Genomic DNA, 15,130 nt, shown 5'->3' with positions numbered 1-15,130 from the left:
GTAATGGGTCAGGAAAAGTTATATATCGAGAAAGAGCTAAGCTGGTTAGCATTCAACGAACGTGTACTCCAGGAAGCGGCTGACAAAAGTAACCCGCTGATCGAGCGCATGCGTTTTTTGGGCATTTATTCCAACAACCTGGATGAGTTCTACAAGGTTCGTTTTGCCGAGCTAAAACGGCGAATCATCATCAGCGAAGAACAGGGCTTAAACTCTCACTCGCGGCATCTGTTGGGCAAAATCCAGTCCCGCGTGTTGAAAGCCGATCAGGAATTTGACGGCCTGTATAACGAACTGCTGCTGGAAATGGCACGCAATCAAATCTTCCTGATTAACGAACGACAGCTTTCCGTTAACCAACAAAACTGGCTGCGCCATTACTTCAAACAGTATCTGCGTCAGCACATCACCCCGATTCTGATCAACCGCGAAACCGACCTGGTGCAGTTCCTGAAAGATGACTACACCTACCTGGCGGTGGAAATTATCCGCGGTGATTCGATCCGCTACGCGCTGCTTGAGATCCCGTCCGACAAGGTGCCGCGCTTTGTGAACCTGCCGCCGGAAACCCCGCGCAGACGCAAACCGATGATCCTGCTGGATAACATCCTGCGCTACTGTCTGGACGACATCTTCAAAGGCTTCTTCGATTACGATGCGTTAAACGCCTATTCCATGAAGATGACCCGTGACGCCGAATATGACCTGGTGCACGAGATGGAAGCCAGCCTGATGGAGCTGATGTCGTCCAGCCTGAAACAGCGCCTGACGGCCGAGCCGGTGCGCTTCGTTTATCAGCGCGATATGCCGGACGCCATGGTGGAGATGCTGCGCGAGAAGCTGACCATCTCGCGCTATGACTCCATTGTACCGGGCGGTCGCTACCACAACTTCAAAGACTTTATTGGTTTCCCGAACGTCGGCAAAGCCAATCTGGTGAACAAGCCGCTGCCGCGCCTGCGCCATCTGTGGTTCGACAAATTCCGCAACGGATTCGACGCGATTCGCGAACGTGACGTCCTGCTCTACTATCCGTATCACACGTTTGAACACGTGCTGGAACTGCTGCGTCAGGCCTCCTTCGACCCGAGCGTGCTGGCAATCAAAATCAACATCTACCGCGTGGCAAAAGATTCCCGCATCATCGACGCGATGATCCATGCGGCGCATAACGCCAAGAAAGTCACGGTGGTGGTTGAGCTGCAGGCGCGCTTCGACGAAGAGGCGAACATTCACTGGGCGCGCCGTCTGACGGAAGCCGGTGTGCACGTCATCTTCTCCGCGCCGGGGCTGAAAATTCACGCCAAGCTGTTCCTGATCTCCCGTAAAGAGGGCGACGAGGTGGTGCGTTATGCCCACATCGGTACCGGGAACTTCAACGAGAAAACCGCACGAATTTATACGGACTACTCGCTGTTGACCGCTGATGCCCGCATCACTAACGAGGTACGCCGGGTATTTAACTTTATTGAAAACCCGTACCGCCCGGTGAATTTCGATTATCTGCTGGTGTCACCGCAGAACTCGCGCCGTCTGCTGTACGATATGATCGATAAAGAGATCGCTAATGCGCAGAAAGGGTTGTCATCCGGCATCACGCTGAAGCTCAACAATCTGGTCGACAAAGGGCTGGTTGACCGCCTGTACGCGGCGTCCAGTTCCGGCGTGCCGGTTAACCTGCTGATCCGCGGCATGTGCTCGCTGATCCCTGAACTGGAAGGCATCAGCGACAATATTCGCGTCATCAGCATTGTTGACCGTTACCTGGAACACGATCGCGTCTATATTTTCGATAATGCGGGTGACAAACAGGTTTACCTCTCTTCTGCAGACTGGATGACACGCAATATTGACTATCGAATTGAAGTCGCAGCACCGCTGCTGGATCCGCGACTGAAGCAGCAGATCCTCGACATCATCGAGATTCTGTTCAGCGATACGGTGAAAGCACGCTATATCGACAAAGAACTCAGTAACCGCTATGTACCGCGCGGCAACCGCCGTAAAGTGCGGTCGCAACTGGCGATTTACGACTATATCAAATCACTCGAGCAACCCGATTAACCTATGCCGATAAATGATAAGACCCCACGCCCGCAGGAATTCGCCGCGGTCGATCTTGGCTCTAACAGTTTCCACATGGTCATCGCCCGTGAGGTGGATGGCGCGCTGCAGATCATCGGTCGTCTGAAGCAGCGTGTACACCTGGCGGACGGTCTTGATGAACGCAGCATGCTTAGCGAAGAGGCAATTGAGCGCGGCCTGAACTGCCTGTCGCTGTTTGCCGAACGTCTGCAGGGCTTCTCGCCTTCCAGCGTCTGCATCGTGGGCACCCACACCCTGCGCCAGGCGCTGAACGCGCCTGAATTTCTCAAGCGGGCTGAAAAAGTGATCCCCTACCCGATTGAGATCATCTCTGGTAACGAGGAAGCGCGTCTGATTTTCATGGGGGTTGAGCACACCCAACCGGAAAAAGGGCGCAAGCTGGTGATCGACATTGGCGGCGGTTCAACTGAGCTGGTGATCGGCGAAGACTTTGAGCCGCGTCTGGTGGAAAGTCGTCGTATGGGCTGCGTCAGCTTCGCGCAGATGTATTTCCCGGGTGGCACCATCACCCGTGAAAACTTCCAGCGGGCGCGTATGGCCGCCATCCAGAAACTGGAAAACCTCGCCTGGCAGTACCGTATTCAGGGCTGGAATGTGGCGCTGGGCGCATCGGGTACCATCAAAGCGGCCCATGAAGTGCTGCTGGCGATGGGCGAGAAAGACGGGTTTATCACGCCTGAACGCCTGATATTGCTGACTGAAGAAGTGCTAAAGCATAAAAGTTTTGACGCCTTGAGCCTGCCGGGTCTTTCCGATGAGCGTAAAGCGGTGTTTGTGCCGGGTCTGGCTATCCTCTGCGGTGTGTTTGATGCGCTGGCCATCAAGGAGCTGCGTCTTTCTGACGGCGCCCTGCGTGAAGGTGTGCTGTATGAGATGGAAGGCCGTTTCCGCCATCAGGATATTCGCAGCCGCACTGCACAAAGTCTGGCAAACCAGTACAACATCGATCGTGAGCAGGCAAAGCGCGTGCTGGATACGACCGTTCAGATGTACGACCAATGGCAGGAGCAAAATCCTAAGCTGGCGCATCCGCAGCTTGCCGCCCTGCTGAAATGGGCAGCAATGCTGCATGAAGTGGGACTGAACATTAACCACAGCGGGATGCATCGCCACTCGGCGTATATTCTGCAAAACAGCGATTTGCCTGGCTTCAACCAGGAGCAGCAGACCATGATGGCCACGCTGGTGCGTTATCACCGCAAAGCCATCAAGCTCGACGATCTGCCTCGCTTCACGCTGTTCAAGAAAAAGCAGTTCCTGCCGCTCATTCAGCTGCTGCGCCTTGGCGTGCTGCTCAATAATCAGCGTCAGGCCACCACCACGCCGCCCACGCTGAAGCTGAAAACCGACGACCACCACTGGACGCTGAGCTTCCCGCACGACTGGTTTAGCCAGAACGCGCTGGTTCTTCTGGATCTGGAAAAAGAGCAGCAGTACTGGGAAGCGGTCACCGGCTGGCTACTCAAAATCGAAGAAGAGAGTGCCGACGTCGCCGCGTAACGGCTCAGGCGTCCGCACAGGACGCCTCTGCCTCCAGCAGTGATTCCAGTGCAACCGGTCTGCCAATCAGGTATCCCTGCACATAATCAATACCTAGCGCGTGAACCGCGCTACGTATCTCTTCAGTTTCGACATATTCTGCCACCACCAGCATTTTCTTCATTCGCGCCAGATGGCAGATTGACGCCACTATCTGATAATCCAGACTGTTGTTAACGATGTTCTGCACAAAACTGCCGTCGATTTTGAGAATATCAGCGTCCACGCTTTTCAGCCGGGCATAGCTCGCATAGCCGGTACCAAAATCATCAATGGCAATGCGTACCCCCATCTTCTGCAACTGACCGAGGATCTGCTGTGCCTGCTCAGCACTGCCGAACGTGCTGCACTCCGTCACCTCAAAGATCAGTTGCCACGGTTCGATGGCGTATTTCGTCAGCAAACGACTTACCTCAAGCGGGAACTGCACTCTGCAAACGGTTGAAGGGGCCAGATTAATGGCAAACCGCTGGCCGGGCAGCCTTTCGCGATGTGTTGCCAGAAAGCGTAACGTGTGGTCCAGTACCCATAAATCCACCCGCGACGACAGCCCAAACTCCTGTGCAACAGGCAGGAATTGGTCGGGGGAGATTAATACCCCATTTGCATCCTGCATCCGCAGCAAGACTTCGTGGTAGCGATCGCCACGCTGGCCGCAAACAGGCTGAACGAACAGCGTAAATGCGTTGTTATCGAGAGCCCTTTGCAAACGGCTCATCATTGCGACTTTATCCTTCAGGCTACGCTGCAAATGGACAGCACCACGCTGCTGAAGATTTTCGGGATGGTTGGAGGAGAGCGACAAGTCCGCAACCATACCCAGCTCACCCAGGACCAGATAGAGATGGTTCACTGGTGACCGCACATAACAGTAGCTCACACCCACCTGAGGCTGCAGCGGCATGCCATCCCAGACAAAGCGGAACTGTTTGATATGCTCATCCAGGGTTTCAATCCGCTGCTGGTGGGATTCCGCGTTGAGTCGAATCGCCAGATCGCACCCGGTCAGGTGGTAGACCTTCTCATTAGGCTGGAGTGTGTCATTAATCCATTGCGCCAGCTGCTGTTTGTACAAAATGCGCAGCAACACGCCGTAATTTCGCCCCAAAATTTCAAGCTCAGGAATACGCAGTAAACAAAGCGCCGACCACGGGTTTTTAGCCAGATCGTGTAATAACGAGCGCAGATTAGGCATATGTACGACAGGGTCGAGTAGCGCCAGTCTGCGGGAGCGTTGATTCACGGTTCGCTGGTGAGTCGCCAGCATCGACATGTAAATCACCACGAACGAGAAGACCAGATAGCTGGAAGAGGTGATCGCCAGTTGAATGTCATAACCCTGATGCAACGGGATATAGCGGTAAAAATAGTGAATGGACACCAGCAAGACTGGCGTCCAGATCAGCGACACCAGCTTATAGCCAAAGCGCATCGCGGCCCAGAGCATCACCGGCATCAATAACGACAGGGTGTAGTTGGTAGAAAAAATTGAGCTGTTTTCATTCATGGGGAGCAACAGCAGCGAAAGCAGTCCGCCGAGGGCAAACACCCAAATCAAAAACTCAGTGACCGTCACCTTTTTCTCTATCTGCATACGGATCTGTGAGATGAGGCTTTTGATGTAACGTGGATGGCGAATCAGGCGGATCAGCAGATAGCTCAGAGGTACCCCCGTCAGCCCGCTGACCAGCAGTGTCTGATAATTAATGAGCGTACGAATATTCAGGGGGGATAATCCCGCAAGGCTCTGGCGACTCTCGTACACACCCAGATAAACCGCAAACTGAAACAGCACCAGAAATAGCGTCGCGGGGCAGAAAACCTGCCAGAAAATGCGCTGCGCCATCAGCCGTGTGTCCCCGTACGCCGTCATATTGCGTCCGGGAGCAAACACCCGGTACCCCCCCCCAACTGAGCACTATCGGGACGATAAAATGGAGCATAGTGGCGACGGTTTCAAACATCCCACCCGACGGGTAATAGCGGATAAACAGCGACAACGCGATCCCGGGAAGCGCTTCCAGGCCAAAGAACATCATCAGCGAGAGCAAAAATGAGAGGGGTAAATAATAGAGCGCGACAATACCTTCGCCCAGTTGCGTGAACGTATTCGCGACGCTCAGCAGGGGAAGTAAAACCACAGGTAAAATAAGCGGCAATGCCCACCAGCGGTCTTCATTGTTTTTCAGGAAAGCAATAATGTTCATAGATGCCCGGTTAAACCCCTTTCTCTCCAGAGGGAAAATAAAGACAGGCATCCGACCTGACGTGCGCGCCGCCCGGCAATGTTTAGGGCGAACAGTGTGGAGGGAGGATTTTAAATATCAGGACAGGGAATCCGTTGACTTAAATCAAACTACTTTATGCAAATAATCTTTTTGACCGACTTTTTTGCAAAAACTTCCTTCATATTATCAATATGGTAAATGCATTAATTATTTTCAATAACATTAATTAATGTAACTGTTGACAGTTATTTACACATTGCAGAATTGACCCCCTCTTCCCGCTGTGCCTTAATATCCATATCGCCCAGAAGGGCATGTCCAGGAAAAACACAGTGAGTCAGGCCACGCGTATGCGCAAACGACATCGATTTAACACCCGAATGACCCGCATCATACTGTTAATCAGCTTCCTGTTTTTCTTTGGCCGCTTCGTTTACTCTTCGATTGGCGCCTGGTATCACCATCAGGATAAAACCCAGTCACAGCAATCCAGCCTGACCGTCGACACCGCTGACCGCTAGGCCGCCGGAGGGTTTTGCACTCTTTGAATAATGCCTGCAATCCCTTTGCTAAGGATCTTATCCTGCAGCCCGGCAAACTGTATCGCACTGTATCCACAGCGCCACGCTGACAAACGGGTACAAAACGCCGCCTCCGGCAAATATCTCTGATACATAAAAATGGTTTTCTTTCCCTGTCGTCATTCAGAACCGATGAGGAGAGACACCGATGATTCGTCGATACACACTTTTCCCCCTACTCGCCCTGGCATCCGTCGCATATGTCCAGGCCGCCCCTCTGGACAACCTCAGCGCCACTGACGTTAACGGTCCCGCCGCCGTTGCGCCGCTGGAACACCCACAACCGCCCGCTGGAAAACACAAGGTGACCATTATTCTGGCCGACCCAACGCATAAGCCTCTTGACCATAAAACTCTTGAATTCACCGTGCCAGCGCATGCGCCGGTCCACCATTTCTGAGGAGCCTGAAGATGAAAGCATTATCGTTACTGACAGCGGGTTTGCTGGCGATTTCGGCCAGTGCTTTGGCGGAGAGTAAAACCAGCGTGGTGCTGGTGCATGGCACGTTTGCCGACGGCAGCAGCTGGAATAAGGTGATTACTCTTTTGCAAAAACAACACACCGAGGTTATAGCCGTCCAGTTACCGCTTACATCGCTAAAAGATGACGTAGCGGCCACGCAGCGAGCCATCGCCCGTGCACACGGGAATGTGGTGCTGGTGGGCCACTCCTGGGGAGGCACCGTGATTAGCGAAGCAGGCAACGATGCGCGGGTTAAATCGCTGGTGTACGTGGCGGCGTTCGCGCCGGATTCCGGTCAGTCGACGGCGGATCTGGCAGGAAGCTATCCTGCCCCGCCGGGCAGTGCGGGCATTGCTAAAACGGCGGACGGCTATTTATACCTGCCGACAGAAGCCGTCAGGAAGGACTTCGCGCCTGACGTGAAGCCAGCCATTCAAGATACGATTGCAGCCACGCAGGGGCCAATTAAGGTCGAGGCGTTTGGTGAAAAGGTTGCCCACGCGGCGTGGCACGAGAAACCGAGCTGGTTTGTGGTCAGCAAGAATGACCGAATGATCAACCCCGCTCTTGAGCGCGCGATGGCGAAGACGATCCATGCGAAAACCGTCGAGGTGACGGCAAGCCACGTGTCGATGGTGAGCCAGCCGGAGGCTATCGCCCGGACGATTGAGCAGGCAAGGCGGATGCACTGAGAAAAATTCGCCCGGCGGCGCTACGCTTGCACGGGCCTACGATTTCGTAGGTCGGGTAAGCGCAGCGCCACCCGACAAGAAAGGCCGTCTCAGTCCCCCCTCTCTGCGGGATAATCCCGATTAATCCACGCGTGGTCCTCTTCCCAGGTGAACATCCATTTGCGCACCGGCCCGGCCATCACGTTGAGGTAGTAGCTGTCATACCCGGCCATTGTCGCCACCGGGTGATAGCCCTTCGGCACCATGACCACATCCCGGTTGTAGACCGCCATACACTCATCCAGCGTTCTGTCGTCGGTGTAAACACGCTGCATGCAGAACCCCTGTTCCGGGTTGAGACGATGGTAATAGGTCTCCTCCAGATAGGTCTCCTGCGGCGGGTTATCCGTGTCGTGCTTATGGCTCGGGTACGAGCTGGTACAGCCTTCGTTGGTCCAGACCTCCACCACCAGCAGGCTGTCGGCGGGTTTGTTTTCCGGCAGGATGTTATGCACGTAGCGCTGGTTGTGGCCCTTACCACGCGCTTCGCCGTCGATATCCTGCGGGGCTATCAGCCGCGTCGGGTACGTCCCTTTGCCGGGCGCGGCGCAGACCGCCAGCTCGACTTTCGTTAGCGCCTTCACCTGCACCGTCTCCTGTGAGGTGACGTACACCGCCCATGGCTTGATGCGCTCGAACGGGCTCATCCGCTCGCCGATGTCAGTAAACTGTGCAGAAGGCGTGCTGATGGAAGCGCGCCCGGCCACCAATACCAGACAGCGCTCTTCACTGACGGCGGGCAGCGTCAACTGCTGCCCTTCCTGAAGTTCATAGGCCTCAAAGCCAACATATCCCCAACCGGCGCTTTCCGGCGTGACGGACTGAGTCCGCCCCTCAACGTTCGGCTGTTGCCAGCGCGATAACAGACGTGACATGGCACCTCCTCAGATGAGCCCGGCGTCGCGCGCCAGGCGGCTCAGGTTGTTATACCCCAGGCGGGCGTAGGTCAGCGGATGGGCAATCGCCGGGTCCTGCTCGGCCTCCACCACCAGCCAGCCGTGATAATCCTGCTCTTTCAACAGTTGCATGATCGGCGGGTAGTTCACGCAGCCGTCGCCCGGCACGGTAAACACGCCGCTCAGCACCGCATCGAGGAAGCTGGTTTTGCGGTTTTTGACGTCCGCCAGCACGTCGGCACGCACGTCTTTGCAGTGAACATGATTGATGCGCGATGCCCAACGCTGCGCCACCGCCAGCGGATCGGCCCCGGCAAAGGTCAGGTGGCCGGTATCCAACAGTAACCCCACCGCATCGCCAGTGTGGATCATCAGGTTGTCCACGTCTTCAGCGGACTCAATCACCGTGCCCATATGATGATGGTAGGCAATCTGCACTCCCTGCTGCTGCGTATAGCGGGCAAATTCGGTGAGCTTCTCGCCATACTCTTTCCAGCGCTCCTGCGGGAAACGCGGGCGCAGATGCACCGGGGTCTGCTGCTCACCGTGAATGCATCCACTCACTTCTGCAAAGACCAGCACCTTCGCCCCCAGCTCGCGCAGCAGCGTCAGGTGCGACTGCACGGCGGCAATCTCGTCCTCGACGCTGCGCTCCAGCAGGCGGCCGGAATACCAGCCGGAGACCAGCTGCAGGTCGTGACGCTGCAGGATGGGGCCGAGCAGGCGCGCTTCACGTGGGAATTTATTGCCCAGTTCGAACCCCGCGAATCCGGCCTCTTTCCCTTCGCTCAGGCAGGTTTCCAGAGATGTCTCTGCGCCCAGTGAAGGCAGATCGTCGTTCGTCCACGTCAGCGGGTTGATGCCCAGTTGTACACTCATTGTCGTCTCCATTATGCGTGTCCGCGCTCGCGCCACCAGGCGATAAGCTGCAGGTAGTTGTCCCGGATGCGCGCCACCAGCTGCGCATCGTCAATATCGTGTTTCAGCCATGCGCGGGAGGCATCGCCAAACAGCGTGCGCCCCACGGCGAAGCCTTTCACCAGCGCCTGCCCCGCAGCGGCTTTGAAGTCGGCACGCAGCTGTTCTGCCGGAGCGTCCAGACCGAGGATAACCACGCCGCGACAGTGCGGGTCCCGGCGCGCGATAATCTCGCTCAGCGCCGTCCAGCCGTCGGCGGAGAGCGGCGGTAGTTTCCACCAGTCGGGGTAAATACCGAGGTTGTAGAAACGGGAGATGGCGCGCAGGTAGAGCTCGTCGCTGCGCGGCATGCTGGCGGGCAATATCACCTCCAGCAGCAGCTCATGCCCGGACTGACAGCAGGCGTGGTACACCTCAGCGATTTTCTGCTCCTGCTCCAGACGCAGGCCGTGGGCGTCTTCCGGATGGAAAAAGACCAGGCACTTCACCACGTGCTCCTGCGGCCAGCTGATAAGCTGGGTACCAATGTTGCCGTGCTCCATCTCCAGCGGACGCGAGCCCGGCAGTTCAATGGGACGACCAATCCACCACCCTTCCCCGGTGATGGCGTTCAGCGCATCCTGACCAAACGTGCCATCGCACAGCAGACCGGCTTTCCCCTCCAGTCCGGCAGAGCTTGCCGCCTCGCGGCTGGCCTGCAGGATCAGCTGCTTCAGGGCCGGAATACGTTTGAGCGACGCGCCGCACTGCAGCGCCATATCCTCAAGCTGGCTGCGGTGATCGAACGCCATCACGCACAGCTCCGGCCATTCGCGACGACGGGTGGTCACCCGGTGCAGATGGTTTAGACGCGGGTCGAGATCCGGGCGTGGAACGAGCGCGGCGCGGGAGAGGTAATCATCCAGCTCGATTTTGCTCGGCATCGCCGGCGCACAGCCGTGCCGCGAGACCACCAGCGCCCCACAGGCGTTGGCGTAGCGGCACGCCTGCTCCCAGCCCTCGTCGTTCAGATAACCGCGCAGCAGGCCGGACATAAACGCATCCCCCGCGCCGAGGACGTTCAGCACCTCCACGCGCACGCCGGTCACCGTCAGGCCGTCGTCCAGCCGAGGGGGAATGGCATCGGTATACACCGAGCATCCCAGCGCGCCGCGCTTGCACACCAGTGTCGCCTTGCTGACGTGGCGCACCTGCGCCAGCGCCTGCAACGTATCGGTGCTGCCCCCGGCAATATGAAACTCCTCTTCGGTGCCGACAATGACGTCGAAGAGGTGCAGCACTTCCTGCAGTTCGTGGGTGACCTGATCGGCGGCGATAAAACGCGTTTCGCCGTCGCCTAAGGAGGTTAGCCCCCACAGCACCGGACGGTAGTCGATGTCCAGCACCGTGCGCACGCCGTGACGGCGGGCGTAATTCAGCGCCGTCAGCACCGCCTCGCGGGTCTGCGGGTGAGAAAGGTGAGTCCCGGTGATGGCAAGACACCGTGCGGAGGCAATGTAGCTTTCGTCCACATCGCTGGCGGTAATCGCCATATCCGCGCAGTTATCGCGATAAAAAATCAGAGGAAAGGTGTCCCGGTCTTTAATGCCGAGCAGCACCAGCGCCGTGAGGCGGTCTTTATCGGTGATCAGATGGCTGGTATCGCAACCCACCTGGTTTAACTCTTCCCGCAGGAAGCGTCCCATATGCTCATCGCCGACGCGCGCCAGCATTGACGAGCGTAGGCCCTGACGCGCGGTGCCGTACGCCACGTTGCCGGACGAGCCGCCGAGATATTTGGCGAAGCTCGACACATCCTCCAGACGGGCACCAATCTGCTGGCTGTAGAGGTCTACCGCCACGCGGCCCATGCATATCACATCAAACTGCTTTTCCACGTTGAACCCTCTTCAGACAATGTCATTTACGTTCAGCCAGCGGCCCTGCTGGTGTGAGAGTGCGATGGCGTCCAGCACGCGCGATACCTTCCAGCCCTCTTCGAAGTCCGGCCACATCGGTGCGTCGGCGGCGATGCCGTCTACCAGGTCACGCACTTCCACCGTTTTTTGATCGTTAAAGCCAATACCGTGGCCTGCGCCCATGCAAAACGCGCCGTAGTCCGGGTGTGCCGGGCCGACCAGCAGCGTGCGGAACCCCTGACGGTTCACCGGATCGTCATGCAGATAGAGCTTCAGCTCCGCCATCCGCTCCTGAGTGAAACTGATGGCGCCTTTCGTCCCGGTGATCACATACGACAGCCCCATCTTGCGGCCGCAGGCGACGCGAGAAGTTTCAATGACGCCCTGCGCCCCGCCCGCGAAGCGCACCATCGCGTGGGCCTGATCTTCATTTTCCACGGCGACCATTTCCGACGATCCGGCCTTCGCCGGACGCGCCGGCACTACGATTTTCAGATCACCACAGACCTGCTCAATCTCCCCCACCAGGTACTGGGCCATATTGACGATATGCGCCGCCAGGTCACCCAGCGCGCCCAGTCCGGCGGTTTCTTTAAAACAGTGCCAGTGAATGGGGGAAAGCGGGTCGGCCATGTAGTCCTCGTTGTGGGTGCCGTAGAAGTGGATCACCTCTCCAATTTCGCCGCGCGCAATAATCTCTTTCGCCAGCTGCGCCGTCGGGTTTTTCATGTAGTTGAACCCCACCAGCGTTTTCACCCCTGCCCGCTTCGCGGCGTCGACCATCTCGCGCGCGTCGTGGGCATTCAGCGCCAGCGGCTTCTCCGAGTAAACATGCTTGCCGTGACGGATCGCCTCCAGCGCCATCTCTTTATGCAGATGGTTGGGGGAGCAAATATCCACCACATCAATGGCCGGGTCGGCCACCAGCGCCCGCCAGTCACCGGTTGAGCGATTGAAGCCAAACGCCTGCGCGCGCTCTGCCGCCAGCGTCGGGTTCACCTCCGCCACCATCTCACGCACCAGTTTGCCGCGCAGGTTGAACACCGTCGGGGCCTGGGCAAAGGCAATGGCATGCGCCTTGCCGATATACCCGGTGCCAATCAATCCAATACGAACCTCTTTCATCGTGATCCTCACAGTGCGCCGCGACGGCTCTTGGCATAAGTGTCGAATGCCACCGCCAGAACGATAATTAATCCGGTGATAATTTGCTGGTAGTAGGCCGAGACGTTCATCAGTACCAGGCCGTTAATCAGAATGCCCATGATGATGGAGCCGATAATCGTGCCACCGATGCGTCCGTAGCCGCCCATCAACGACGTGCCGCCAATGACTACTGAAGCAATAACGCGCAGCTCAAAGGAGATCCCGGCCACCGCCTCTGCGCTCCCCAGACGGGCGCTCAGGATGAAGCCCGCCAGCCCAGCCAGACAGCCAATCAGCACATAGACGCTGACCAGCACGCGCTTCACGTTCACCCCAGCCAGACGTGCCGCCTCCGGGTTGCCACCAATGGCGTAGACAAAGCGCCCCCAGCGGGTTTTATGCAGCGCCAGATAACCGCCGATGGCGACGATGGCGAAGATCCAGATCGGAATGGAGATGCCGAGCAACTCCCCGCGCCCCCACCAGCGATAGCCCTGATCGAAACCGGCTATCGGTGCGCCGTCATTAATCACCAGCGTCAGACCGCGCCAGATGGTCATCCCGCCGAGGGTGACGATGAACGGCGGCAGGCGCAGGCGGGTGACGCCCAGACCGTGCAGGAAACCAATCGCCGTGCCCATGGCCAGACAGATCCCCAGCCCAATCAGCCAGCTCATGCCGCCCCAGGCGTTCGGGTCAACGGTGGTGAAGTTATCGCCCTTGATTACGTAGGCCGCGGTCATGGCGCACACCGCCAGAATGGAGCCCACGGAGAGGTCAATCCCGGCAGTCAGGATGACAAAGGTCATCCCCACGGCCATGATCCCGTAGATGGAGACTTCGGTCAGGATGTTGAAAATATTGCGTTCAGAGAAAAAGTTGCTGTTCTGCGACTGGAAGAAGATCAGCAGCAGGATCATGAAAATCAGCACCCCGAAGCGCTCGAAGAAGGCAATGGGATCGATGCGTCCGGCGCGTTTGACCGGGGCCTGCGTTTTAGAAATCATCTGCGTCATGAGAAACTCCGTTATGCCGCGTTCAGGGCGTTGTGGTTGATGGCCATCATCGTCATCAGCCGTTCTTCGTTAGCGTCGTCACCGTGGATCTCGCCAGTCACTCGGCCTTCACTGAGCGTGATGATCCGGTCAGACACCGCCATCACTTCAGGCAGATCGGAGGAGATCACAATCACCGCCACGCCCTTTTTCGCCATATCAAACAGCACCTGGTGCACTTCCGATTTGGTCCCGACGTCGATGCCACGCGTCGGCTCATCGACAATCAGCACCCGCGGGTTGAGCGCCATGCAGCGCGCGAGGATCACTTTCTGCTGGTTGCCGCCAGAGAGCTTGCGCACCTCCTGCGCGCTGTTGACCATTTTGATCTGCAGAGCCTGGCGGTAGGACTCAATCAGGTCGTCCTCTTTGCGGGTATTCACGAACCAGCGCCACTGCAGCAACGAGGAGAGGCAGGAGAGCGACAGGTTGTCGCGAATCGACAGCCCCAGCACCGCCCCCTCTTTCTTACGGTCTTCCGGTACCAGCGCCACCCCCTGATCGAGGGCATAAAGCGGGTCGCGCGGCTGGTACGGCACGCCGTCCAGCTCAAAGCTGCCTGAAGTAAAGGCGTCAGCGCCAAACAGGCAGCGCGCCACCTCGGTACGGCCAGCCCCCACCAGCCCGGCAATCCCTAAGACTTCCCCGGCGTGGACGTGGAAACTGATGTCATGCAGAGCGATACCGTGTGGATCCAGCGGCGGTTTTTCCCGGCTTAACCCTTTCACCGACAAACGGACAGGTTTGTCTTGATGATGGGTTTCGCTGGCAGGGCGGCGGTTAAAGGCCACGTCACGCCCTACCATCAGGCGGATCAACTGCTCTACGTTGGTCTCCGCTACCGCGCCGGTGCCGGTGAAACGGCCATCCTGGAAAACGGTGAAACGATCGCAAAGCTGGAAAACTTCATGCAGGCGGTGAGTGACATAAATAATGCTCACGCCACGGTTTTTAAGCTCCCGCACCACGCGGTGCAGGCTTTCCACCTCGCTGTCACTCAGCGCGGCGGAGGGTTCATCCATGATGATCAGCCTGGCATTGAGGGTCAGCGCCCGGGCGATCTCCACCATCTGCTGCTGGGCCACGCTCAGACGGGCGACGGGCGTGGTCGGTGCGACGTTCAGTTGCAGATAATCGAGAATCACCTGCGCTTCCTGATTGACCGCTTTTTCGTCGACGATCAGGTTACGTTTGCGCGGTTCGCGTCCGAGAAACATGTTTTCCGCGACGGTCATATTGGGCAGCAGGTTGAATTCCTGATAGATGGTAATAATGCCCTTGTTCTGCCGTTCTACCGGGGAGTCGTCTACCGGCAGCGCTTCACCGTTGAACCAGATCTCCCCGCGCGTCTGCGGCTGTGCGCCCGCGAGTGCCTTCAACAGCGTGGATTTCCCGGCGCCGTTCTCACCCAGCAAAGCGTGAATTTCACCCGTGCCGACGGTGAGCTGGGCGCTGCTCAGCGCCCATACGCCGGAAAAGCTTTTTGCCAGGTCGGTTACTTTCAGTAAGGGTTGCGACATCAGCCTGCTCCTTATTTATGGGGAGCCGCCCGTACGGCGGCTCCGGACA

Annotated in this window: 11 protein-coding genes and 1 pseudogene; 5 read left to right on the top strand and 7 right to left on the bottom strand. The window is 57.6% G+C overall.

Annotation, left to right across the window (positions count from 1 at the left end; translation table 11 throughout):
- Positions 1 to 3 precede the first annotated feature (3 nt).
- Both ppk1 and ppx read left to right on the top strand, forming a co-directional pair.
- Positions 4 to 2,064: a polyphosphate kinase 1 gene (ppk1, locus tag AC0XWG_RS13675; RefSeq protein ID WP_028016121.1), complete on the top strand. Its 2,061-nt coding sequence runs from the start codon at positions 4 to 6 to the stop codon at positions 2,062 to 2,064.
- 3 nt (positions 2,065 to 2,067) lie between these two features.
- A complete protein-coding gene (gene ppx, locus AC0XWG_RS13670) occupies positions 2,068 to 3,606 on the top strand; it encodes an exopolyphosphatase (RefSeq protein ID WP_475680712.1) in 1,539 nt (512 codons plus the stop codon).
- 4 nt (positions 3,607 to 3,610) lie between these two features.
- Here ppx and AC0XWG_RS13665 read toward each other — a convergent pair.
- Positions 3,611 to 5,852, bottom strand: a pseudogene (locus AC0XWG_RS13665) (EAL domain-containing protein).
- Between the two features lie 353 nt (positions 5,853 to 6,205).
- Here AC0XWG_RS13665 and AC0XWG_RS13660 point away from each other — a divergent pair.
- From AC0XWG_RS13660 to AC0XWG_RS13650, 3 genes are all read left to right on the top strand, one after another.
- A complete protein-coding gene (locus AC0XWG_RS13660; protein WP_028016118.1) occupies positions 6,206 to 6,394 on the top strand; it encodes a YfgG family protein in 189 nt (62 codons plus the stop codon).
- Between the two features lie 208 nt (positions 6,395 to 6,602).
- On the top strand, positions 6,603 to 6,854 hold the full coding sequence (locus tag AC0XWG_RS13655; RefSeq protein WP_108090882.1) for a DUF6130 family protein: 252 nt from the start codon (positions 6,603 to 6,605) through the stop codon (positions 6,852 to 6,854).
- A gap of 11 nt (positions 6,855 to 6,865) precedes the next feature.
- Positions 6,866 to 7,609, top strand: a complete 744-nt coding sequence (locus tag AC0XWG_RS13650; protein ID WP_475680711.1) for an alpha/beta fold hydrolase — start codon at positions 6,866 to 6,868, stop codon at positions 7,607 to 7,609.
- An 89-nt stretch (positions 7,610 to 7,698) separates the two neighbouring features.
- Here the strand turns inward: AC0XWG_RS13650 and iolB are convergent, their stop codons facing one another.
- The 6 genes from iolB to AC0XWG_RS13620 are packed head-to-tail and all read right to left on the bottom strand — an operon-like array spanning position 7,699 to position 15,081.
- Complete coding sequence (gene iolB / locus AC0XWG_RS13645; RefSeq protein ID WP_475680710.1) at positions 7,699 to 8,523, bottom strand: 5-deoxy-glucuronate isomerase; 825 nt, start codon at positions 8,521 to 8,523, stop codon at positions 7,699 to 7,701.
- A gap of 9 nt (positions 8,524 to 8,532) precedes the next feature.
- On the bottom strand, positions 8,533 to 9,423 hold the full coding sequence (iolE, locus tag AC0XWG_RS13640) for a myo-inosose-2 dehydratase (protein ID WP_475680709.1): 891 nt from the start codon (positions 9,421 to 9,423) through the stop codon (positions 8,533 to 8,535).
- Between the two features lie 11 nt (positions 9,424 to 9,434).
- A complete protein-coding gene (locus AC0XWG_RS13635) occupies positions 9,435 to 11,339 on the bottom strand; it encodes a bifunctional 5-dehydro-2-deoxygluconokinase/5-dehydro-2-deoxyphosphogluconate aldolase (RefSeq protein WP_475680708.1) in 1,905 nt (634 codons plus the stop codon).
- A 12-nt stretch (positions 11,340 to 11,351) separates the two neighbouring features.
- Positions 11,352 to 12,485 carry a Gfo/Idh/MocA family protein gene (locus AC0XWG_RS13630; protein ID WP_475680707.1) on the bottom strand — a complete coding sequence of 378 codons (1,134 nt, stop codon included), beginning with the start codon at positions 12,483 to 12,485 and terminating at the stop codon, positions 11,352 to 11,354.
- Positions 12,486 to 12,493: 8 nt separating this feature from the next.
- Positions 12,494 to 13,522 carry an ABC transporter permease gene (locus tag AC0XWG_RS13625; RefSeq protein WP_049005552.1) on the bottom strand — a complete coding sequence of 343 codons (1,029 nt, stop codon included), beginning with the start codon at positions 13,520 to 13,522 and terminating at the stop codon, positions 12,494 to 12,496.
- Between the two features lie 11 nt (positions 13,523 to 13,533).
- Complete coding sequence (locus AC0XWG_RS13620; RefSeq protein WP_108090887.1) at positions 13,534 to 15,081, bottom strand: sugar ABC transporter ATP-binding protein; 1,548 nt, start codon at positions 15,079 to 15,081, stop codon at positions 13,534 to 13,536.
- Between the last annotated feature and the right edge of the window lie 49 nt (positions 15,082 to 15,130).

The sequence above is a fragment of the Enterobacter sp. DVT3837 genome (assembly GCF_056238685.1).
The sequence above is the reverse complement of the archived record's forward strand: the minus strand, read 5'-3'. Positions and strand labels throughout refer to the sequence as shown.